Below are 19,468 nucleotides of genomic sequence, written 5' to 3' on the forward strand. Positions count from 1 at the left end.
AATGCATTGCTTGTCTCCTTGTCTGTGGTAGTGACCGTCCGTAGGTCGGCGCTGGGCCGAACGTGCGGTCAACTATAGGTGGAGACAATGCGATTCCGATTTCGGGTTTGCCCCGAACGCGGTCTACTTGACCTTGCCTGCCGAGATGTCCTGAATCATGCGTGCAGTGAGATACAGACGCGGCACGATGGTGCTGATCTGCACGTACTCGGCGTCGTTGGAATGCGCGCCATAGCCCGAGAGGCCGAAGCCCTCGATCACGCCGCCCTTGGCCTTGAGCGCCGCAAACGCCGCGTCCGTGCCGCCGCCGGTTGCCTTGTCCATGACCTTCATCGGCAGTTGCAGTTCCTTGTCGTAGATGCCCTGCGCATGTTTGGAGATGGCGCGGCCCGAATCGTTGGCCTCGAGCGGCGGACGGCGCACCTCGAACGTCAGTTCCACCTTGGAGCCGGGCAGCAGCTTGTTCCTGACCTTCTCGTTCATCGCCTTTTCCAGCGCGGTGAAATCGGCCACCTTGAGTGCGCGTGCATCGGCCTGCGCGCTCGCCTCGGCGGGAATCACATTGCGATTGGAGCCTGCCTTTGCGACGGTCCAATTGAGCTTCAGACCGTCCTCGGGCCTGGACGACAGGTCCTTCATCTGCAGCACCTGGTGCGAGAGTTCGTAGAGCGCGTTCACGCCGTCTTCAGGCTTGGCACCGGCATGCGAGGCCTTGCCCGTAACCTTCAGATAGGCTGCGCCGATGCCGCTGGTCGCCAGGCGCAGGCTGCCATCCGTGCCACCGCCTTCGAACGAGAACACCGCATCCTGCTCGGCGCCGAGGCGCGTGATGGTGTTGCGCGATGCAGGCGAGCTGATTTCCTCATCGCTGTTCATCAGCACGGTGAGCGTGCCGTAGTCCTCGTAGCCGAGCTTCTTGAGCAGCTCGACCGCATGAATGATCAGCGCCACACCCTGCTTGTCGTCAGAAATGCCAAGGCCGTAAGCCTTGTCGCCATCGACGCGGAACGGCTGGTCTTTGAGCATGCCCTTGAGGTACACGGTATCCATATGGGCGATCAGCATGATGCGGCTCTTGCCCTTGCCCTTGAACTCGGCATGCACCATCGGCCCGATCTGCTCGGGCGTATCGTCGAGACGCGTGACGTCGCTCGCGGGCAGTGTTTCCACCTTGCCACCGAGCGCGCGCAGCTTGCCCGCAACGTATTCGGCGATCTGCTTGGTGCCCTCCACATCCTTGCTGCCGGACTCGATGTGCACGAGGTCCTTAAGCGTATCGAGATAGGCTTGCTGCTGCTTTTGCGCAAGCCCATGGATGTCGGCCTGCGGGGCTGCTTGCGCGCCCAGACTGACGGCGGCCAGGGCCAGAGCGGTGAGCGAATGGCAACGGGCCAGGAAGGTGGAGCGGGGTTGCATGTGACGTGTCTCCTTCAACACATGGATGGATTTTTTTGGCGAAACCTGTCGATTCACCTTAAGTGAACACGTTGCACGATAGCAGCAAAGGACGTGTGAAAACAGGCTCGGCAAACAGGGCCATGAACCGCCGACAAAGCGTTCACGGCTGACGTCACGCGCACTTTGTTGAGGGCAATATCGATGCGTCGTCCGGCTACACGTTTCGTGAAAATATGCGTCTTTGGTCCCTGCATCCCCGTTATCTCGACACCAAGGGTCTCGTCGCCCTGTGGCGCGAGGCGCTGCTCGCGCAGGCCGTGCTGCGCGGCGAAACGCGCGGGTATCGCAATCATCCGCAGCTCGAGCGTTTCAGTGCACATGCTGCACCGCTCGATGCCATGTCCACCTACCTGCGGGCCGTGTGGCGCGAGGCCGAGGAGCGCGGATATTCATTCAACGCCTCCAAGATCCACGCGCCATCGGGGCCCGTCACTCCGATGCCGGTGAGCGACGGACAACTGGCCTACGAATGGGAGCACCTGCGCAACAAGCTCGCGCAACGCAGCCCCGCAGTGCTTGAGAAATGGGCGGACGTCCAGGTGCCCGAACTCCATCCCATGTGGGTGCTTGCGCCCGGGCCGATGGCGCGTTGGGAGCGGCCATTGTCACCCTCCTGAGCGCGAAAACCAGCGACAAGAAAAAAGGGCCCGGTGGCTACCGGGCCCTTGCCAGCGACTACAGCCAGCCTCGTTCATTTGCGCGCTTGCGCGTCCTTGAGGTAAGGGCCGTCGAGCAACGGGTTTTTGCCGGTCTGCAAGGCAATCCGATGGGCCTGGTTGGTCAGGGGCATGTAGTCAGGAGCGGCGCGCGCAATCGCTGCGTTGACGGCCGCGCTTATCAGCATGACGAGCGCGCCGCCACCGGAGTTGTTGTTGTTCGGAGAGTAGCTCATGCTCTGCGAGTTCCTCCAGAGTTCCTGACCTGTCTTGCTCACAAGGCGGTAGTCGAAATCCACCGTCACTGTGGTGGAAAACACAACATACTGCGCATCCCAACGGTTGATCGTGACAAACAGCACTGCATCTGCGCCGAACATTTTGGCGATGTTCTCCGGGGGCTCCTGTTGAATGCGTTCAGCTTCGTAAAAGCCCTCTTGTTCCAGCACCATCTTGGTCGTATTCACCGGAAACACGTAGTAGCCTTTTTCGGCAATGGGCACTGGCAGACTGCTGAGCACGTAGTTGGGGGCGTCCACATCCACAGATTGATTGACGACCGGCACCACGACGATCGATCGTGGGGTTGGTGCCTCGTACGCGACAACGTCGCGCTTGGGCGGATTAGTCTTGCAGCCAACGAGCAGCGCGCTGACCGCAATCATCGCGGGCAGAAACCATCGGATATTGCTTGTCTTCATGATGCGGCCTCAGTGTTCTTTTGCCCGGTTCCGCCCGGCTTTTTGTTGCGGTTTTCCAGAGTCTGGATAAGTGCATCCATCAGCGTCTGACTCTCCGGCCACAGTGCGCGCTCCAGGCGATACTGGGCAATCGCCTCGTCATTTCGGCCAGCCTGCAGATAGAGCGATCCAAGTTCCGCGTGCAAGCCCGGTGCCACCTTCTGGCGCGCCGTGCCCATGGCTGCGATGTGCTGCTCAAGTTTGGTTTGCAGCGTCACCACGTTTCCCGGGTTCTTGTAGGCACTGTAGAGGGCGGTGTCGTAGCCACCCCATTGGTACAAGCCCGATTCGCTGGCGCAACCAGTGGCAAGCGCCAGCACTGCGCCCATCGCCGTCCATTTGCAGGTGGCGAAAAAAGTGTGTCGATCCATGATCATTGTCTGGTTCAGCTGGTGAAATGTTTTCAGCGCAGATCGAAGGTCTTGCTGACCCCGTCTCCCACATAGAAGCGCTCGTTGATCAGGGCATTGCCGTTGAAATCGACCACGAGCTGATGCGTTCCAGGCTGAAGGGCCAACGCCGCCTTGCCCACTTCAAATTGCCCTGCCGTCCCCATTGGCAGGCCGTCGATACGCACATTCGCCCCGCTGAGGCTTTCGTGCGCAAGACGAAAGGAGATCTGTGGTCGCAATTCCAGCACCTGTTGCTTCTCGGTTGGCATCTGCACGCAACCCACGAGCGCCCAAGTGCCGAGCAGCGTGCCTGCCATCAAAGCCGCCGTCCGTGTTCGGAGACGCGATCTCGTATTCTTTCCTTGATTCATCACTGACCTCCCTCGAAATACACGACAAGAGCGCTCGCATCACGCTGTCCAAGGTCTCCGGAAACCACGCTTGCCATTGCGCCTTCATTCAATTCGTTGTCGCCAAACAGGCTGTCCACGCGAACCTGCGCCAGCTTCTGCCCGGGCAAGGTGATCAGCGCGCCCGTCTGCGGCGACTTGATCTGCTCGCCCGCGGACTGCACCGCGAGCAGCATTCCAGGTTTCAGTCCCTGACTCTTGCCGCCACTGACAAACAAACGAGAGCCTTCGCGTTTGAGGACGGCCGTTGTCCAGGGGCGGCGATTGAGTTCCACGGACAGTTTGCTGACGGCCTCGGAGACCGCTTGCCGGATGGCGGAGTCGTTGAGTGTTCCGTCATAGTTGGCGCGCGAGCCGAATCCGAAGGTGGAAGACACCTCATTGGTCGCTTCGCCTGCGCCAGACGTCGCGAAGAACACGTGTCCGGTGCGGGTGTCGACCATTCGGATATCCACCTTGGCAAATGCGACCTGCTTCTTGCTCGATGAGGCAAAACCCGAACTGCCAACCGTCTTGCGACCGAACTCGGTGAGTGAGCCGACGATCAGCGCGTCGACACCAATGAGGTTGAGCTTCTGATTGGTGAGTTGACTCTCGGTCACGACCTTGTCGATATCCGGACGCTCGAACACGAGATAAGCGCCCGACTCAGTCAATGCCTTGCTGAATAGATCGGTGACCTGTTTGCCCAACGGATCCCGGATTTGTCACGCAGAAGCGATTGACCGTAGGTGGTTTCGTTGGAAATGCGACCCAGCGCTACCTTGCGTTTGAGCACCGGTGCCGCCGGAGTCTGCTTCAGCACCTGGGCCTGAGCTTCGCGTTGTGTGGCCGCCGTGTGCGCGGAGTCCTTGGTTGCAATCGGTGCTTGCTGAACAGCGCAACCGCCCACCATCAATGTGGCCGCAATGGCCATGCCCACACTACTCCGCCCTCTCTTCATGCGCATATCGTTCCTCCGAGCTCGGTGGCTACAAATAATGCGCTGAATTATTGCAAAGTAAGACTTACAAATACTTTAATCTTTGTTGCCTAAAGTCACATTTATCAAAAGTCGCGCTGTCACCTCCTCCGGGACGCATCAGGCCGTAGCGGGTTTCGCCGTCGCCTTGGCCGCCACGCCCGCGCCCACGAATCCCGCCGACACCACCGACAGCGCCAGAGCCGCTGCGGAGCCGAAGAAGATGCCGGGCACCATGTTCGCGTCGAGCATCGCGCCAAATACCGGGGCCGCGAGGCAGAAGCCCAGGTCCAGTCCCGAGTAGACCGTTCCGTAGACGCGACCCGTGGCACCGGGCGGGGCAGCGCGCTTGATCAGCATGTCGCGCGACGGGCCAGCGATGCCGATGCCCAGGCCGGCGAGCGAAGTCACCACCAGCGCGGCCATGCCCGGCAGCACGCCAAGTCCGACCACGGCGAGCAATATGGCCGCGGCCAGCAGGCACAGCGAGATGATTTTCTCAAGGCGCTGCACGCGTGCCACCAGAAAGCCGCCGATCAGCATGCCGACGGCTCCGCACAGCATGTAGCCGGTCACCACCAGGGCGGTGACGGACAGGGGCGTGCCGTAGAGCTTGTGCAGGGCCGGGCTCGCGAAGCTCTGGATGGCCGACAGCGAGCAGGTGCTCCAGAAGAAGAACGAGAAGCACAGCCATACCGAGGGCAGCTTCAAAAAGGCCATCGGGTGCTCGGGCGCGGCGGGCGTCGCGCCATGCGCCGCTGGCTGGTTGGACCAGGAACCCTGGCGGTCGTCGAGCGCGTCGCGGTTGAGCACCATGATCACCAGCACGACGAAGGCGAGCGCCGCGCCGCTCAGGCAGGCGACACGCCAGGAACCCGTGGCGGTAGCGATGCCAGCCATGAATACCGGCGCCGTTGCCCATCCCAGATTGCCCGAGATGCCATGCACCGAGAAGCCGTGCCCGAGCCGTTTCGCCGATACGCGCTTGTTCAGAATGGTGAAGTCGACGGGGTGGAACGGCGCATTGCCCATGCCTGCCAGCAGCGAGGCGAGAATCAGTGACGCATAGCCACTGGCAGTGCCTGCGACCAGGCCCGCCGCGATGAAGCATGAGAGCGCGAAGAACAGCACCGGACGCGCGCCCACGCGATCGACGAGAAAGCCCGCGAGCATCTGGCCGACGCCCGAGACCACGAAGAACACCGACACCAGAAAGCCGAGCTGCGAGTAGCTGTAGCCGAATTCCGCGATCAGGAACGGAAACAGCGGCGGCAGCAGCATGTGGAAGAAGTGCGAGGAGCCATGCGCGAGGCCGATCAGGCCGATGGTTCGCGCGTCCTGCCGGAAATTGTCCGGCGACGACGGGGAAGCCGGTGATGTTGTCGTGGTCATGCGGTGATGTTAGGCGCAAGCTGCCGCGTCCGATATACGATAGTCTGCCAATTTCTATCGCGAACATGCCAAGCAGTCCACCACCCTCTCCCATAGCCGCACGTCGCGCCGCGCGGCCCGTGGCCCATGTGGAGGCGTTTTTGCCGCCGCCGTTCGTGCCGACGCGTGCGCGCCCGGTGCGCGTTCGCTACCGCAAGCTGCGCGCCGACACCCGGATCCTGCCCCACAGCCACGACTGGGCGCAGGTGGCGCTTTCGGCCTATGGCGTGCTGCGGCTGGATGTTCCCACCGGCACCTACATCGTGCCGCCGCATCGCGCGGTATGGGTGCCACCGGGCGTGGAGCACGCCGTGACCATGGTGGAGGACGCCGATCTGCGCACGCTCTATCTGTACCAGCCCGCAGGCCAGTGCGGGCCCTCGGTTGCGCGGCATGAACGTGCGGTCTGGCAGCAGTGCCGCGTACTCGAGGCCTCGGACCTGCTGCGCGCGCTGGCCCGGGAAATGCCGACCGAGCCCGACGATGGTCCGCCGCCCGATGCCGAAACACTCAGGCGCGAGCGGCACCTGAGCGCGCTGATCCTCGACGAACTGCGCCGCGCCAATCCCGTCAAGCTGGGCGTGGATCTGCCGCATGACAAGCGGCTGCGCACGCTCTGCGAGGCGGTGATCGCTGATCCCACCCTGCACGGCACGCTGGCGGACTGGGCGCGGAACACGGGCGCAAGCCCGCGCACCGTGGCAAGGCTGTTTCGCGACGAGTTGGGCAGCACCTTCACCCAATGGCGTCAGCAGGTGGTGCTGGCCAAGGCACTCTCGCTGGCCGCGACACGCATGCCGATGGCGCGGATCGCAACCGAACTGGGCTACAGCCCGAGCGCCTTCAGCGCGATGGTGCGCAAGTCGGTCGGCGAGTCTCCGGGCGGTTCTTTGGTTCGCTGTGAGCGCGCGCCGCGCGGACATCACAGCGTCTTCGCGAGCGCCTCCATCTGGCTCGCGCAAATGCCCCAACCTTCGTGAAAACCCATGTCCTCGTGCGTCTTGCGGTCCTGCGCATTCCAGTGGCGCGCGATGGCGGTGTAGCGCGTGCCCGAGCCTTCGGGTTCGAAGCTGACGATGGCGGTCATGAACGGCTTTTCGGACGGTATCCAGCCCGCGCGATAGGCGTCGGTGAACACCAGGCGGCGGTTGGGAACGACTTCGAGATACACCCCGTCATTGGGCATTTCCTGGCCCTCGGGGCTGCGCATGACCACGAGGCAGCGGCCGCCCGGGCGCAGATCGACCTCGGCGCGCGCCACGCTCCACGGCGCGGGCACGAACCATTTGACGAGCAATTCGGGCTCGGTCCAGCAGCGAAAGAGTTTGTCCGCAGGCGCGTCGATCAGGCGCGTGAGCACCAGATCGTTGGCGTGCGACGGCTTTTGCTCCGACGCCTCGCCGTCGCTCTTCGGGGTGAGGTGGAATCAGTCATGGCGATGTCTCCTTGTGGTGTGTGGTGCGGCGACGACCCAATCGACCGACGCCGCGCCGTGTCATTTCATGGAATGCACGCCGAAGCAATTGTCCTCGGTGTCCACCAAAAGCGTGCAGAAACCATAAGGCCCGATGGAAAACTTCGGCTTGAGCACCTTGCCCCGGCCGCCTCGACGCGTGACTGTTCCACCGCGCAATCCTCGCTCGTGAAATACACCAGCGTGCCGCCGCCACCCGACGTGACGCCGTCCATTTTCACGAGCATCCCGCAGGCACCCATGGACTCGGGCTTGCCAGGAAAGGACAGCATCTCCATGCCCGGTGCCTGCCCGTCGGGCACCTGCATGGGCTCGAGCTTCTTTTGCAGCACCGCCTCGTAGAAGGTGCGTGCGCGCTGCATGTCCTGCACATAGATTTCAAACCAGATGACGGGGTTCGGTGCGTTCATGTCGATCTCCTTGGGTCATTGCGTCGCCGGTATCAACGGGGCGCTTGCGGGTCGAACACGTTGACCATCCACGGCGTGTTGAAGCGGTCGGTCACCATGCCGAAGCCTGCCGACCAGAAGGTCTTGTCAAACGGCATCGTGACCTTTCCGCCTTCCGCCAACGCGTTGAAGACGCGACGCCCCTCCTCCACGTTGTCCACGGCGATGTTGACGTTGATGCCTTGTGGCGCTTGGTAGCCGCCGCCTGCGCAGCCCTCGGGCATGGTGTCAGAGCCCATGATTTCCTGTTCGCCGAATTTCACGTAGGCATGCATCACGCCGTTTTTCGCGCTCTCGGGCAGGGGCGGCATGCCTTCGGACGCGGGCATGTCGCCAAACCGCATGATCGGGCCCATTTTTCCGCCAAATACCTTGGCATAGAACGTCATGGCTTCCTCGCAGTTGCCATTGAAGGTGAGATAGGGGATGAGTTGCATGGAAATGTCTCCGTGGGTTGGAATCGCGTTGTGGAAAAAAAAGCTTGAAGAACGCTTCAGTGTCGGGCGTCCGGCTTTCAGATTGATGAACGCCGCATGCCTGAGCGACCGTTTAGGTTCGGGCCAGGATCAGGCCACCAGAATGGGCTGGAAGCCTCCGTAGATGAGGCGCTTGCCGTCGAACGGCATGTCCTTGGACATCTCGGGATCGTCCATCACGGCCTTCATGCCGCGCTCGCGCGTCGCCTTGTCCGGCCACACGACCCACGAGAACACGACGACCTCGTCGGGCTCGCGCTTGACGGCCATGGGCATGGAGGTGAGCTTGCCCTCGGGCACGTCATCCGCCCAGCACTCGACGACCGAAAGCGCGCCGTGCTTCTTGAACAATTGCGCCGAGGCGGTCGCCATCGCGAGATAGCGTTCCTTGTCCTGCGTTTTCACGGGGCAGAGAAACCCGTCAACGTAGTTCTGCTGCTTCATGGCTCTGACTCCTTCAATGGTTGGTCAACAAAATAAAAAAGAAAAATCCAGATGGAATTCAGCAAAGAATTCACAAATGTGGACAACGTTCACTTATTTTGCCGATTAAAATGGACACTGTCCACATCCAGTTTGTCCGGTTTGGTAAGGATTTGTGATGACGCCCTTGTTCGGGGCGTCGCCCTGCCACCGGCCCATGCACATGCCAGACAACCCATCCGACCTCGCCATTCGACGCAGCTACCACCATGGCGACCTGCGACAGTCGCTGATCGACGCAGGGCTCACGCTCGCGCGCGAGGGCGGGCCGCAGGCCATCGTGTTGCGCGAGGCCACGCGCCGCGCGGGCGTCGCGCCGAATGCGGCATACCGGCACTTCGCCAATCGGGAAGCGCTGTTCGAAGCCGTGCGCGCCCAGGTGCTGGCCACCATGGCCGGGGCCATTGCGGTGGAGATGCAGCCAGCGCGGCAACTGGGAGATGCGGCCGAGCGCTCCCGTGCCATGCTGGCCGCCGTGGGGCGTTCGTATCTCGCGTTTGCGCAAGCCGAGACGGGCTGGTTTCGCACCGCCTTTGCGCGCAGCGATGAAGGCAATGTGCAACAGGAAGCTGCGGCGCTCGGCCCGTCGGCCGACCCGTTTGAACTGCTGCGCGAATCGCTGGACGCCATGGTGCAGGCCGGAGTGCTGCCCGCAGAGCGCCGCGCCATGGCCGAGTATCTCGCCTGGTCCACGGTGCACGGCATGGCGACACTGATGATCGACGGCCCGCTGCGCCACAGCCCGCCCGGGCTGCGCGCGCAGCTCACGACCCGGCTGCTGCAGATGGTGGAAAAGGGGCTCTGAGGCCGCGCGCTCCGCCGCGCTCGCCACGCGACTACGATGGATGGAGCGCCGGTTGCGCCGCGCTCTTTCTTGGTTCCCCCACAAGGCCCTTGCCACGATGACCACCGAATCCGAACGCTTTCACAGCTACCTGCCGCGCGAGGGCCACGGCCTGCCGCATGATCCATTCAATGCCATCGTCGGGCCACGCCCGATCGGCTGGATTTCCACGCGCAGCGGCGCGGGCGTGCTCAATCTCGCGCCCTACAGCTTTTTCAACGCGTTCAACTACACGCCGCCGATCATCGGATTCGCGAGCATCGGCAGGAAAGACACGCTGGTCAACATCGAGGAAACGGGCGAGTTCGTGTGGAACCTGGCCACGCGGCCACTCGCCGAGGCGATGAATCAGAGCTGCGCCATGGTGCCGCCCGAGGTCAACGAATTCGACCTGGCCGGACTCGCAACGCTCGCATCCCACAAGGTCCAGCCGCCGCGCGTGGCCGACAGTCCGGTCACCATGGAATGCCGATGCACGCAGATCATCCAGCTTCAGGGCGTGGATGGCGAAGCGGTGGCGACCTGGCTGGTGCTCGGTGAAGTGCTGGCCGTGCACATCGACCGCAGCCTGCTCAAGGACGGCGTCTACGACACGGCGGCGGCCCAGCCGATTCTGCGTGGCGGCGGGCCGGCGGACTATTTCGCAATCGACGAGGCCCAGCGCTTTCGCATGTTCCGTCCGCGCTGAGCGGGCGCGTCAGGCCAGGGCCGCAGTTTCTTTGGCGACGCTGTTGCCGTGCATGCGGGCGGCGGCGATCAGGCCGTCGATGCTCCAGCCGCGCCCGAGCAGGATGCGGCGCGTGTTGAGATCCTCGAGCAACGCCTCGTCATCGACCTCTGGGCCAAGGTAGCTCAACGCCTTGTCGCGCAGGTGCACGTAGCCCTGCTCGTAGTCGCATGCGAGGCGATCCCAGAGCGCATGCGCGCCATCGGATTGGCGCGCGCCCGTCATCAGGCACTGGCCACCATCGAGCGCCCAGCGGTAGATGGCGCTCGCCAGCCCGCGCCGCTGATACCCGGGCGAAAATTTGGAATGCGGCGCGCGCAGCAGCCTGTCGGCGCGCCTGTTGATTTCGATGAGGCGGTTGAAGACCGTGTAACCGGCGAGCCGTCCTGCACGGGTGTCTTCGATATAGACATAGCGCTCGCCATCGGCTTCGCGCAGGTGCACGGTGAAACGGGGGTCTTCGAGCAGCGGCAATCGTTCTATGCCGTGCATGGAGTCGCCGGGCGTATGCAGCCGGTCGTGCAGTGACCGCAGTTCGTTTTCGATGGCCTCGGGGCCGGTGTGAACGTCGATACGCAATTCGACGGGTGCGGGCGCCGCCAACGGCGCGAGCACGGCGCTGGCGCGCTGTGCGAGGGAATCTGAAGGACAGGAAAGAAGTCGGGAATCGTCATCGTGATGGCTGCATGCAAATGCGGGCAACCATGACGCCCAGAACGGCGGTAGTGCGAGAAACATGGCGAAGAAGCTCCTTAGAACGGCGGGCATGGTAGGCCACACTGCGCCACTTGTCGCAAGCGCGCGCCCATGTCGCACCCTTTCGGTGCGATATGCATTGCATTCCAGCAGCTGGGCGGCGCGCAAAAAGAAAGCGGCCCGAGAGCCGCTTTCTTTTCCTTTGCATCACCCCGGGGTGACCGTGCAGGGATCAGCGCGACAGCGCGTCCAGTGTTGCCTTGTCGAAACGGCCGGTCGGGCTCAGGCCCTGATCCTTCTGGTAGGCGCGAACCGCGTTCGTGGTCCTCGGACCCATGGAGCCGTCGGGCGTCACGCTGTAGCCCAGTTCCTGCAGTCGCGCCTGCGCTTCACGCGTGGACATCGATGCGCCCGCGCGGGTCTGGGACGGAGCCGCAGCGCCGTCCACGCTCAGGCGACCGCCGCCACCGAGGCCCTGGCCCTGCACGGCTTGCGCCTTGTAGTTGCGCAGCGCCATGACCATCTGGTTGTAGGCGTCCATGAATGCCGCCGTGATGACCTTGCCCTGGGGGTATTCTGGTAGCCGCCCAGGCCGCCCCCTGCGGAGCCGCCGAAGACGCTGCCAAAACCCGCGAAATCGCTCTTGGAGGCGCTGCCTTCCGAAGACGACACCTGCACGCCCGAACGGTTGTCGACCAGGGTCAGCATGGCGCTGGCTTCGCGCGTCTTCATGCTGCCGCCGATGGCCGCAACTGCCGCACCGCGACCGCCACCGATCAGGCCGCCGAGCGCGCCGCCGATGCCGCCCGCGTCGCTGTTGGAGAAAATGATTTCAGGCGACATGGCGTAGTCCGACGCCACCATCTGGCCCTTGCCGAAGTTGCTGCCGCCGCGCATTTCGCCCGAGCCCATGATCTGGCGCTCGCGGTCCATGGCGCGCATGCCGGCCGCGCTGCGTTCCACGACGATGAAGCAATTCGATTGCTGCACCAGCAATCGCAGCAGGTTGGCCGTGGGTGGCAGGCGGTATTCGTTGCGCAGAATGGTGTACCAGCCCGCATCCTGGTTCTCGACCAGCGACACGGTGCCCAGCGGCGAAGCGCAGCGCTCGAGCTGGCTGCTGGCATTGGCGGTGTTCGAACCACCGGCCGCACCGGTCGCCACGGTCTTGGACTCCGAACTGCCCATCTTCATGTTGGTGGTTTCGCAGCCGGTCAGGACAACGGTAGCGCATGCTGCCGCGAGCAGGGTCAAATGGGTTTTGCGCATCACGGACTCCCCTTCCATACGCTTGGTTGAATTTGCATCCGAACGGACTCTATTTCCGCTCAAAAAGACCGCAAATAATACCGCTGCTTGCATTCACATTCGTGAATGATGCATTTTGTTACTTGATTTTGGTCAAGCGGTTTCAATTCGCCGACGCATTTCCGCGCAGCCGCTCGATCAATCCATTGAGCGACTCCATGGAACCGAACTGGATCGCGATCTCGCCCATGTCCTCCATGCGGCCGTGGCGTTTGACACGTTTCTTCACACGGACCTCCACGTCGGCGGTGAGCAGGTCGGAGAGTTCTTCTTCGACGCGTTTCATGTCGCGCGACTTTTCCTTCTTGGGCTTTTGCGGCTGAAGATTGAATTCCGCACCGAGCTTCTTGACCAGCGCCTCGGTCTCGCGCACCGACAGCTTCCTGGCCGCAATCTGGTTGCCTGCCGTGATCTGCGTGGCGCGCTCGAGCGCCAGCAGCGCGCGCGCGTGGCCCATGTCGATGTCGCCCGCCATCAGCATGGTCTGCACGGGATCGGCCAGATTCAGCAGGCGCAGCAGATTCGACGCGGCGCTGCGCGAGCGGCCCACGGCCTGTGCCGCCTGCTCATGGGTGAGCCCGAATTCGCGGATCAGCCGTTGCAGGCCCTGCGCCTCTTCCAGCGGATTCAGATCTTCGCGCTGGATGTTCTCGATCAGCGCCATGGCGGCGGCGGCCTCGTTCGGCACCTCGCGCACCAGCACCGGCACTTCCGTCAGTCCGGCCAACCCGGATGCGCGAAAACGCCGCTCGCCCGCGATGATTTCGTACTTGCCGGCGTTCTCGCCATCGGTAAGCCTGCGCACCAGGATGGGCTGCATGATGCCCTGCTGCTTGATGCTCTCGGCCAGCTCGTAGAGCGCGCCTTCGTCCATGCGTGTGCGCGGCTGGTACATGCCGGGCACAAGCTCGGTCAGCGCCAGCCTGCCCACGCCCTGCTCCGCCGCGGGCGCGCCATCCTTTGCGGCTGCGGCCGGAGCCTTGTCGGCCACCTTGGGGCCGAGCAGCGCTTCGAGTCCACGGCCAAGGCCCTTGGGTTTCTTCGTGACCATGTTGATCAATCCTTCTTCTTCGTTTCGTTCTTCTTCAGCGAATCCAGCATCGCGTGCCCTTCGGGCCAGTCGCCGAGGCCGGATTCGGCATTGATGTGTCCGTGCTCGCCCAGGTCCACAAAACGCGAGCCCCAAGCATCGGCGAGCGCCCTGGCCCGTGTGAACGTGCAGTACGGGTCGTCGCGGCTTGCCACCAGCGTGCCGGGAAATGGCAGGCGGTCCATCTGAACCGGCTGCCATCCATGCAGCGGCCCGGCGAGTTCGGGGCGCTCGACATCGCCGGGTGCCACGAGCAGCGCGGCGCGCACCTTTGCGGTATGGCGCGAATGGGCGGCCCACCACGCGGTCAGTATGCAGCCGAGGCTGTGTGCGACGAGGATCACCGGCTCGGGTGCATCGACGATGGTCTCCTCAAGCCGCGCCGACCAGTCGCCACGCAGCGGGCGCTGCCAGTCGTGCTGCTCCACGCGCCGGTAGCCGTGAAGCGCTTCCCAGCGGCTCTGCCAGTGCTGCTCTCCCGAGCCCTGCCAGCCCGGCAGGACCAATACGTTGGCTGGATTCATTGCAATCACATTTTCTTGATGCGCTTGACCATTTCCTTCGCAAACTCGACGAAGGCCACGCTGCCCTTGGCGCTCGCATCGAACACCACACCCGGCAGACCGTAGCTTGGCGCTTCGGCGAGGCGCACGTTGCGCGGGATCACGGTGTCGAACACCTTGTCGCCGAAGTGATCCTTGAGCTGATCGCTGACCTGGCTTTGCAGCGTGATGCGCGGGTCGTACATGACGCGCAGCAGACCGATGACCTGCAGGTCGGGATTCAGGTTCGCATGCACCTGCTTGATGGTGTTGACCAGATCGGTCAGCCCCTCGAGCGCGAAGTACTCGCACTGCATGGGCACCACCACGCCGTGCGCGCTGCACAGGCCGTTGAGCGTGAGCATGGACAGGCTGGGCGGGCAGTCGATCAGCACGAAGTCGTAGTCCTTCTCGGCCGCCGTCAGCGCCGTCTTCAAGCGCTTCTCGCGTTGCGCAAGCGGCACCAGTTCGACCTCGGCACCCGCGAGTTCACGGTTCGCGCCGAGCACGTGGTAGCCGCACTGCTCGGCCAGCACGGCGGCCTCCTTGACCGAGGCGGATTCGAGCAGCACGTCGTAGACGCTGAGTTCCAGCGCCCGCTTGTCCACGCCCGAGCCCATGGTGGCATTTCCCTGAGGATCGAGATCGACGAGCAACACCCGCTGCCCGATTTTGGCAAGACCCGCTGCGAGGTTCACGGTGGTGGTGGTCTTGCCGACTCCGCCCTTCTGATTGGCAATGCAGAATATCTTGGCCATGCGATCTTTTCGAGTGCTGGTGTTACTTGGAGATGGCCAGCTTGACGCCGAAACCAATGAGGAAAATGCCCGCCGTCTTTTCCAGCAAGCTCACGATCTTGGGATTCGCGCGCATGCGCTCAGCCAGAAAGTGTGTGAGCAAAATCATGATCGTTGCATAGAGCAAGGTCAGGGTTGCGACAGTTGCCGCCATCGCGCCGAACGTGATCAGACCGCGATGTGTCTGCGGGTTCACGAACAACGGAAAGAACGCCATGTAGAAGACGATTGCCTTGGGGTTCAGCAGCGTGATGATCGCACCCTGCCTGAAATAGTGATGCGGCTTGATGTTCACCACCGGAGCATCGCCCGGTTTGGCGCGCAACATGCGCCAGCCGATCCACGCCAGATAGGCGGCGCCCAGCCACTGCACCATGTGAAAGGCAGACGGATACGCCGCCATCAGACCGGCCACGCCGCCCACTGCGGCCCACATCAAGACCTGATCGCCGCAGATCACACCAAGGGTGGAGGCGAAGCCGCCGCGAAAACCACCCTTGCTCGTGGACGTGATCAGGGCAAGATTTCCCGGGCCGGGAATGCACAGGAACACGATGATCGCGGCGACGAACGCGCCGTAGTCGGCAATACCAAACATGGGAAGCTCCTGCGCCGGGCCAAAATGGAACCCCGAGTTTACGCGACCGGCCGCATCCAGACGATGCAACGGTCTGCATCAAGCGCCGGAACCTGCAACTGTTCCACGTGAAACACGTCCACGTCGTGTCCCAGCGCCGCCATTTCCTCATCCGGGCGTTTGCCCTTCATCGCGAACCAGATGCCGTGCTCGGCAAGCGTGTCTCGCGACCAGTGGGTGAAATCAACGAGCGAGGCGAATGCCCGGCAACTCACCACGTCGAATTTCTGCGTCAAGGTTTCCACGCGCGCATGCAGGCCATGCAGGTTGGGAAGTCTCAAGGTTGCCGCCGCCTGGTTGATGAACGCGGCTTTTTTTGCCACCGTGTCCACGCAGCTCACATCAAGCTGCGGACAGCAGATCGCGAACACCACTCCGGGAAGACCACCGCCCGAGCCCACGTCGAGCAGGCGTTCACGCTGGCCATGCGGCAGGCTTGCCAGATATCGCTGCAATGGCTTGACTGCGGCGAGGCTGTCCAGCAGATGGTGCGTGAGCATCTCCTGCGGATCACGCACCGATGTCAGGTTGTAGACCTTGTTCCACTTCTGCAGGACGGCGAGAAACTCCATCAATTGCGTGACCTGTTGCTCGTCCAGCTCCAGCGCCAGTTCCCGCGCGCCATCACGCAGTTGAATCGTCAATGCCTCGCTCATGCCGCCGCGTCCACCGTCTGGGCCGAGAGATTACCGAATTCCTTGAAGCCGCCCTTCTTCAGGTGCACCATCAACAAGGAGATCGCTGCGGGCGTCACGCCCGAGATCCGCGAGGCCTGCCCCAGCGTTTCGGGGCGATGCTTCTGAAGCGTCTGGCGCACTTCGATGGAAAGCGCGGCCACCTGCATGTAGTCAAGTTCATCCGGTAGCCGCATTTTTTCGAAATGCGTGGCACGCTCCACCTCGTCCTTTTGTCGGTCGATATAGCCCGAATACTTCGCAGCGATTTCCACCTGCTCGATCACCGGCACGCTGAGTTCGCCCAAGGTTTCACGTGAGACAGCGTCACTGGCAAACCGGCCACCATCCATGCCGGTCAGTTCCGCATAGCCGACGTTCGGGCGACGCAGCAGATCGAACAGGTTGTATTCATGATCGATGGCCTTGCCGAGAACGCGCTCCGATTCCGTCGCCGGAAGATTGCGTGGATTCACCCAGGTTGATTTCAGGCGCTCTGTTTCACGTGAAACAGCATCGCGTTTGCGGCTGAAGGCGTCCCAGCGCATGTCGTCGACAAGCCCCATCTTGCGCGCCACTTCGGTCAGGCGCATGTCGGCGTTGTCCTCGCGCAGTTGCAGGCGGAACTCTGCGCGGCTGGTGAACATGCGGTAGGGTTCGTTCACGCCCTTGGTGATCAGGTCATCCACCAGCACGCCGAGATAGGCCTCATCGCGTCGTGGCACCCAGGCCTCCTGCTCGCGGCATTGCAGCGCGGCATTGATGCCCGCGAACATGCCCTGCGCCGCCGCTTCCTCGTAGCCGGTCGTGCCGTTGATCTGTCCGGCAAAGAACAGCCCGTTGATCTGACGCGTCTCGAAACTGCTCCTGAGCGAGCGCGGGTCGAAATAGTCGTATTCGATGGCATACCCTGGGCGCAGGATGTGCGCGTTCTCCAGGCCAGCCATGCTGCGCACGAGTTCATATTGCACGTCGAATGGCAGGCTGGTCGAGATGCCGTTCGGGTAATACTCGTGCGTGGTCAGACCTTCGGGTTCCAGAAAGATCTGATGGCTTTCCTTGTCGGCGAAGCGGTTGATCTTGTCTTCCACGCTCGGGCAGTAGCGCGGACCCACGCCCTCGATCTTGCCGGTGAACATCGGGCTGCGGTCAAAGCCGGAGCGGATGATTTCGTGGGTACGCGCATTCGTATGCGTGATCCAGCAAGGCATCTGGCGCGGGTGCATCGCCTGGTTGCCCATGAAGCTGAAAACCGGCACCGAACCCTCGTTCACGCCTCCGGCCATGCCGTCGCCGGGTTGCTCTTCGCAGCGCGAAAAATCGATGCTGCGGCCATCGATGCGCGGAGGCGTGCCGGTCTTCAAACGGCCTTGCGGCAGTTGCAGTTCCTTCAACCGGGCCGAGAGCGACACCGCTGGCGGATCGCCCGCGCGCCCTGCCGCATAGTTGTTGAGTCCCACGTGAATCTTGCCGTCGAGGAAAGTACCTGCGGTCAACACCACGGTGCGACTCCTGAACCTGATTCCGACCTGGGTGACGGCACCGACGACGCGGTCGCCCTCCACCATCAGATCATCGACCGCCTGCTGGAAAAGCCAGAGATTGGGCTGGTTTTCAAGCATCTCGCGGATGGCTGCCTTGTACAGAATGCGGTCGGCCTGAGCGCGCGTGGCCCGAACGGCCGGGCCCTTGGAGCTGTTGAGAATGCGAAACTGGATGCCGCCCCGGTCGGTGGCCAGGGCCATGGCACCGCCCATCGCGTCGACTTCCTTGACCAGATGGCCCTTGCCAATACCGCCAATGCTCGGATTGCAGCTCATCTGCCCGAGCGTCTCGATATTGTGCGTGAGCAGCAAGGTCTTGCAACCCATGCGTGCTGCGGCAAGCGCCGCCTCGGTTCCGGCGTGACCGCCGCCCACTACGATGACATCAAAATTCTGGGGATACAACATGGAGTCTGACTCCGGGGACGCGCGGACCCGCTGGCTACACAAAACGCATACCGGCCGCGCGCAACCGGGAGGCAAAGGCCTCGACCCCCTGCAAAAGGAAGATCGGGCCAATGCAACTGATCTGAAACCGATCCATGTGGGACCGGGAGAACCGGTGATTTTCCCACGCTCCGGCGTTTCTGTCCTGCTTGCCGTCTGGAAGTCACTTCGAGCGATGTCGGCATGCCGCGAGGCGCGTCGCTGTTTCACGTGAAACAGCCCGATCCGCCTCGTGGGCAGTGAGCACCCACCCCTGCATGGCAATGCCAGTCGGTATAGCATGTTGCCCTGTCGTTTCTTTTTCAATGACTGTTGAAGGATACCCATGAAGCTCTACTATTCTCCCGGCGCTTGTTCACTGTCTCCGCATATCGTTCTTGAGGAAGCGGGCCTGAAATTCGAGCCCGTTTTGGCAAGCACCAAATCGCACAAGCTCAAGGACGGCACCGATTACTACAGCATCAACCCGCTCGGCTACGTTCCGCTTCTGGAACTCGACGATGGCAAGCGTCTGCACGAAGGCCCGGCCATTGTTCAATACCTCGCCGACCAGGCTCCCGATTCGAAGCTCGCCCGGCCAATGGCACGTGGGAGCGCTACAAGCTCCAGGAATGGCTGACCTTCATCGGTACGGAAATTCACAAGGGTTTCAGCCCGCTGTTCAATCCGGCCACGACGGATGACGCGAAGGATGGTGCGCGCAAAAGCGTCGCGAATCGTCTGAAGTACGTTGAAAACGAGCTTTCGGGCAAGCAATATCTGATGGGCGACCAGTTCACCGTGGCCGACGCCTATCTGTTCACCGTGACCAACTGGGCCGCGCACACGGGTGTCGATCTCTCGGGCTTCCCGAACCTCGTCAAGTACCGCGAGCGCGTCGGCGCACGTCCTGCGGTGGTCGCAGCCATGACGGCCGAGGGCCTGATCAAGTAACGCGCCCTCGCTCTCCTGAGCCGCACCGGCGTTTCCTGCGTGAGCGGGGGCGCCGGTTTTCCGTTTGGGCTTTCGACGCGGGCACGGCGAGGTGATCTTCACCACGCTCTGCGAACGCGAGGACTGCGTTCCCATCGGTTTTGGCGTCCGCAGGTTGCCGGCCGCCGTTTCACGTGGAACATGAATCCCGGGCCACCGCTTGAACACGCCAAAGGCTTGATTTATCCAAAGGGCTTGTGTGGTCCTACAGCACGGCGGGCCGTGACGGACTAATCTTGAGAGCTTGCATCTCCGGTATT

21 protein-coding genes and 3 pseudogenes are annotated in these 19,468 nt (G+C 62.7%); 5 read left to right on the top strand and 19 right to left on the bottom strand.

What is annotated here, in order from left to right:
• Positions 1 to 123: 123 nt before the first annotated feature.
• Positions 124 to 1,416, bottom strand: coding sequence for a M20/M25/M40 family metallo-hydrolase (locus tag H9K75_RS12830; RefSeq protein ID WP_187722972.1), 1,293 nt, complete (start codon positions 1,414 to 1,416; stop codon positions 124 to 126).
• A 215-nt stretch (positions 1,417 to 1,631) separates the two neighbouring features.
• Here H9K75_RS12830 and H9K75_RS12835 point away from each other — a divergent pair, with 215 nt between their 5' ends.
• Positions 1,632 to 2,075: a pyrimidine dimer DNA glycosylase/endonuclease V gene (locus tag H9K75_RS12835; protein ID WP_187722973.1), complete on the top strand. Its 444-nt coding sequence runs from the start codon at positions 1,632 to 1,634 to the stop codon at positions 2,073 to 2,075.
• A 74-nt stretch (positions 2,076 to 2,149) separates the two neighbouring features.
• On the opposite strand, the gene H9K75_RS12840 is transcribed toward H9K75_RS12835, so the two are convergent.
• From H9K75_RS12840 to H9K75_RS12860, 6 genes are all read right to left on the bottom strand, one after another.
• Positions 2,150 to 2,815, bottom strand: a complete 666-nt coding sequence (locus tag H9K75_RS12840; protein WP_187722974.1) for a DUF799 domain-containing protein — start codon at positions 2,813 to 2,815, stop codon at positions 2,150 to 2,152.
• Complete coding sequence (locus H9K75_RS12845; protein ID WP_187722975.1) at positions 2,812 to 3,225, bottom strand: DUF4810 domain-containing protein; 414 nt, start codon at positions 3,223 to 3,225, stop codon at positions 2,812 to 2,814. Before H9K75_RS12845 ends, H9K75_RS12840 begins: the two co-directional genes overlap by 4 nt.
• Before the next feature lie 32 nt (positions 3,226 to 3,257).
• Positions 3,258 to 3,563, bottom strand: coding sequence for a hypothetical protein (locus H9K75_RS12850; RefSeq protein WP_187722976.1), 306 nt, complete (start codon positions 3,561 to 3,563; stop codon positions 3,258 to 3,260).
• Positions 3,564 to 3,616: 53 nt separating this feature from the next.
• Entirely contained in the window at positions 3,617 to 4,348 is a 732-nt protein-coding gene (locus H9K75_RS12855; protein WP_226858146.1) for a CsgG/HfaB family protein, read from the bottom strand.
• Positions 4,309 to 4,605: a hypothetical protein gene (locus H9K75_RS23935; RefSeq protein ID WP_226858147.1), complete on the bottom strand. Its 297-nt coding sequence runs from the start codon at positions 4,603 to 4,605 to the stop codon at positions 4,309 to 4,311. The genes H9K75_RS12855 and H9K75_RS23935 overlap by 40 nt, the downstream gene beginning before the upstream one ends.
• A 132-nt stretch (positions 4,606 to 4,737) precedes the next feature.
• Positions 4,738 to 6,009, bottom strand: a complete 1,272-nt coding sequence (locus H9K75_RS12860; protein ID WP_187722977.1) for an MFS transporter — start codon at positions 6,007 to 6,009, stop codon at positions 4,738 to 4,740.
• A 65-nt stretch (positions 6,010 to 6,074) separates the two neighbouring features.
• On the opposite strand from H9K75_RS12860, the gene H9K75_RS12865 reads away from it, so the two are divergent.
• A complete protein-coding gene (locus tag H9K75_RS12865; protein ID WP_187722978.1) occupies positions 6,075 to 7,028 on the top strand; it encodes an AraC family transcriptional regulator in 954 nt (317 codons plus the stop codon).
• Here the strand turns inward: H9K75_RS12865 and H9K75_RS12870 are convergent.
• The 4 genes and pseudogenes from H9K75_RS12870 to H9K75_RS12885 form a co-directional block, all read right to left on the bottom strand.
• Complete coding sequence (locus H9K75_RS12870; RefSeq protein ID WP_226858149.1) at positions 6,971 to 7,408, bottom strand: SRPBCC family protein; 438 nt, start codon at positions 7,406 to 7,408, stop codon at positions 6,971 to 6,973. The two genes, H9K75_RS12865 and H9K75_RS12870, sit on opposite strands and share 58 nt — an antisense overlap.
• Positions 7,409 to 7,543: 135 nt before the next feature.
• Positions 7,544 to 7,932, bottom strand: a pseudogene (locus H9K75_RS12875) (VOC family protein).
• Positions 7,933 to 7,964: 32 nt separating this feature from the next.
• Positions 7,965 to 8,408 carry a VOC family protein gene (locus tag H9K75_RS12880; protein WP_187722979.1) on the bottom strand — a complete coding sequence of 148 codons (444 nt, stop codon included), beginning with the start codon at positions 8,406 to 8,408 and terminating at the stop codon, positions 7,965 to 7,967.
• Between the two features lie 129 nt (positions 8,409 to 8,537).
• Positions 8,538 to 8,891 carry a DUF1428 domain-containing protein gene (locus H9K75_RS12885; RefSeq protein ID WP_187722980.1) on the bottom strand — a complete coding sequence of 118 codons (354 nt, stop codon included), beginning with the start codon at positions 8,889 to 8,891 and terminating at the stop codon, positions 8,538 to 8,540.
• Positions 8,892 to 9,093: 202 nt separating this feature from the next.
• Between H9K75_RS12885 and H9K75_RS12890 the strand changes: the two genes are divergently transcribed.
• Entirely contained in the window at positions 9,094 to 9,735 is a 642-nt protein-coding gene (locus H9K75_RS12890; RefSeq protein WP_187722981.1) for a TetR/AcrR family transcriptional regulator, read from the top strand.
• A 97-nt stretch (positions 9,736 to 9,832) separates the two neighbouring features.
• The gene (locus tag H9K75_RS12895) at positions 9,833 to 10,462 is read left to right on the top strand and encodes a flavin reductase family protein (protein ID WP_187722982.1); all 630 of its coding nucleotides are present in this window, start codon (positions 9,833 to 9,835) and stop codon (positions 10,460 to 10,462) included.
• A gap of 9 nt (positions 10,463 to 10,471) precedes the next feature.
• Here H9K75_RS12895 and H9K75_RS12900 read toward each other — a convergent pair whose 3' ends face one another.
• From H9K75_RS12900 to mnmG, 8 genes and pseudogenes are all read right to left on the bottom strand, one after another.
• Positions 10,472 to 11,239 carry an N-acetyltransferase gene (locus tag H9K75_RS12900; protein ID WP_226858151.1) on the bottom strand — a complete coding sequence of 256 codons (768 nt, stop codon included), beginning with the start codon at positions 11,237 to 11,239 and terminating at the stop codon, positions 10,472 to 10,474.
• 190 nt (positions 11,240 to 11,429) lie between these two features.
• Positions 11,430 to 12,466: pseudogene (locus H9K75_RS12905) on the bottom strand (peptidoglycan-binding protein).
• Between the two features lie 142 nt (positions 12,467 to 12,608).
• Positions 12,609 to 13,556: a ParB/RepB/Spo0J family partition protein gene (locus H9K75_RS12910; RefSeq protein WP_187722983.1), complete on the bottom strand. Its 948-nt coding sequence runs from the start codon at positions 13,554 to 13,556 to the stop codon at positions 12,609 to 12,611.
• Positions 13,557 to 13,561: 5 nt separating this feature from the next.
• Positions 13,562 to 14,119 carry an RBBP9/YdeN family alpha/beta hydrolase gene (locus H9K75_RS12915; protein ID WP_187722984.1) on the bottom strand — a complete coding sequence of 186 codons (558 nt, stop codon included), beginning with the start codon at positions 14,117 to 14,119 and terminating at the stop codon, positions 13,562 to 13,564.
• A gap of 5 nt (positions 14,120 to 14,124) precedes the next feature.
• On the bottom strand, positions 14,125 to 14,895 hold the full coding sequence (locus H9K75_RS12920) for a ParA family protein (protein ID WP_187722985.1): 771 nt from the start codon (positions 14,893 to 14,895) through the stop codon (positions 14,125 to 14,127).
• A 22-nt stretch (positions 14,896 to 14,917) separates the two neighbouring features.
• A complete protein-coding gene (locus tag H9K75_RS12925) occupies positions 14,918 to 15,532 on the bottom strand; it encodes a LysE family translocator (protein WP_187722986.1) in 615 nt (204 codons plus the stop codon).
• Between the two features lie 38 nt (positions 15,533 to 15,570).
• Complete coding sequence (gene rsmG, locus H9K75_RS12930) at positions 15,571 to 16,227, bottom strand: 16S rRNA (guanine(527)-N(7))-methyltransferase RsmG (protein WP_187722987.1); 657 nt, start codon at positions 16,225 to 16,227, stop codon at positions 15,571 to 15,573.
• The gene (gene mnmG / locus H9K75_RS12935; RefSeq protein ID WP_187722988.1) at positions 16,224 to 18,197 is read right to left on the bottom strand and encodes a tRNA uridine-5-carboxymethylaminomethyl(34) synthesis enzyme MnmG; all 1,974 of its coding nucleotides are present in this window, start codon (positions 18,195 to 18,197) and stop codon (positions 16,224 to 16,226) included. Before mnmG ends, rsmG begins: the two co-directional genes overlap by 4 nt.
• Positions 18,198 to 18,561: 364 nt before the next feature.
• Between mnmG and gstA the strand changes: the two are divergent.
• Positions 18,562 to 19,169 (top strand): annotated as a pseudogene (gene gstA, locus H9K75_RS12940) (glutathione transferase GstA).
• Positions 19,170 to 19,468: the final 299 nt, after the last annotated feature.

It is taken from the genome of Diaphorobacter aerolatus (assembly GCF_014489535.1).
Lineage (GTDB): Bacteria > Pseudomonadota > Gammaproteobacteria > Burkholderiales > Burkholderiaceae_C > Diaphorobacter_A > Diaphorobacter_A aerolatus.

What these genes read in the sequence shown, in the direction of transcription:
- H9K75_RS12830 (WP_187722972.1), bottom strand. Translation starts at nt 1,416, where the DNA reads ATGCAACCCCGCTCCACCTTCCTGGCCCGTTGCCATTCGCTCACCGCT.
- H9K75_RS12835 (WP_187722973.1), top strand. Translation starts at nt 1,632, where the DNA reads ATGCGTCTTTGGTCCCTGCATCCCCGTTATCTCGACACCAAGGGTCTC.
- H9K75_RS12840 (WP_187722974.1), bottom strand. Translation starts at nt 2,815, where the DNA reads ATGAAGACAAGCAATATCCGATGGTTTCTGCCCGCGATGATTGCGGTC.
- H9K75_RS12845 (WP_187722975.1), bottom strand. Translation starts at nt 3,225, where the DNA reads ATGGATCGACACACTTTTTTCGCCACCTGCAAATGGACGGCGATGGGC.
- H9K75_RS12850 (WP_187722976.1), bottom strand. Translation starts at nt 3,563, where the DNA reads ATGGCAGGCACGCTGCTCGGCACTTGGGCGCTCGTGGGTTGCGTGCAG.
- H9K75_RS23935 (WP_226858147.1), bottom strand. Translation starts at nt 4,605, where the DNA reads ATGCGCATGAAGAGAGGGCGGAGTAGTGTGGGCATGGCCATTGCGGCC.
- H9K75_RS12860 (WP_187722977.1), bottom strand. Translation starts at nt 6,009, where the DNA reads ATGACCACGACAACATCACCGGCTTCCCCGTCGTCGCCGGACAATTTC.
- H9K75_RS12865 (WP_187722978.1), top strand. Translation starts at nt 6,075, where the DNA reads ATGCCAAGCAGTCCACCACCCTCTCCCATAGCCGCACGTCGCGCCGCG.
- H9K75_RS12880 (WP_187722979.1), bottom strand. Translation starts at nt 8,408, where the DNA reads ATGCAACTCATCCCCTATCTCACCTTCAATGGCAACTGCGAGGAAGCC.
- H9K75_RS12885 (WP_187722980.1), bottom strand. Translation starts at nt 8,891, where the DNA reads ATGAAGCAGCAGAACTACGTTGACGGGTTTCTCTGCCCCGTGAAAACG.
- H9K75_RS12890 (WP_187722981.1), top strand. Translation starts at nt 9,094, where the DNA reads ATGCCAGACAACCCATCCGACCTCGCCATTCGACGCAGCTACCACCAT.
- H9K75_RS12895 (WP_187722982.1), top strand. Translation starts at nt 9,833, where the DNA reads ATGACCACCGAATCCGAACGCTTTCACAGCTACCTGCCGCGCGAGGGC.
- H9K75_RS12900 (WP_226858151.1), bottom strand. Translation starts at nt 11,239, where the DNA reads ATGTTTCTCGCACTACCGCCGTTCTGGGCGTCATGGTTGCCCGCATTT.
- H9K75_RS12910 (WP_187722983.1), bottom strand. Translation starts at nt 13,556, where the DNA reads ATGGTCACGAAGAAACCCAAGGGCCTTGGCCGTGGACTCGAAGCGCTG.
- H9K75_RS12915 (WP_187722984.1), bottom strand. Translation starts at nt 14,119, where the DNA reads ATGAATCCAGCCAACGTATTGGTCCTGCCGGGCTGGCAGGGCTCGGGA.
- H9K75_RS12920 (WP_187722985.1), bottom strand. Translation starts at nt 14,895, where the DNA reads ATGGCCAAGATATTCTGCATTGCCAATCAGAAGGGCGGAGTCGGCAAG.
- H9K75_RS12925 (WP_187722986.1), bottom strand. Translation starts at nt 15,532, where the DNA reads ATGTTTGGTATTGCCGACTACGGCGCGTTCGTCGCCGCGATCATCGTG.
- rsmG (WP_187722987.1), bottom strand. Translation starts at nt 16,227, where the DNA reads ATGAGCGAGGCATTGACGATTCAACTGCGTGATGGCGCGCGGGAACTG.
- mnmG (WP_187722988.1), bottom strand. Translation starts at nt 18,197, where the DNA reads ATGTTGTATCCCCAGAATTTTGATGTCATCGTAGTGGGCGGCGGTCAC.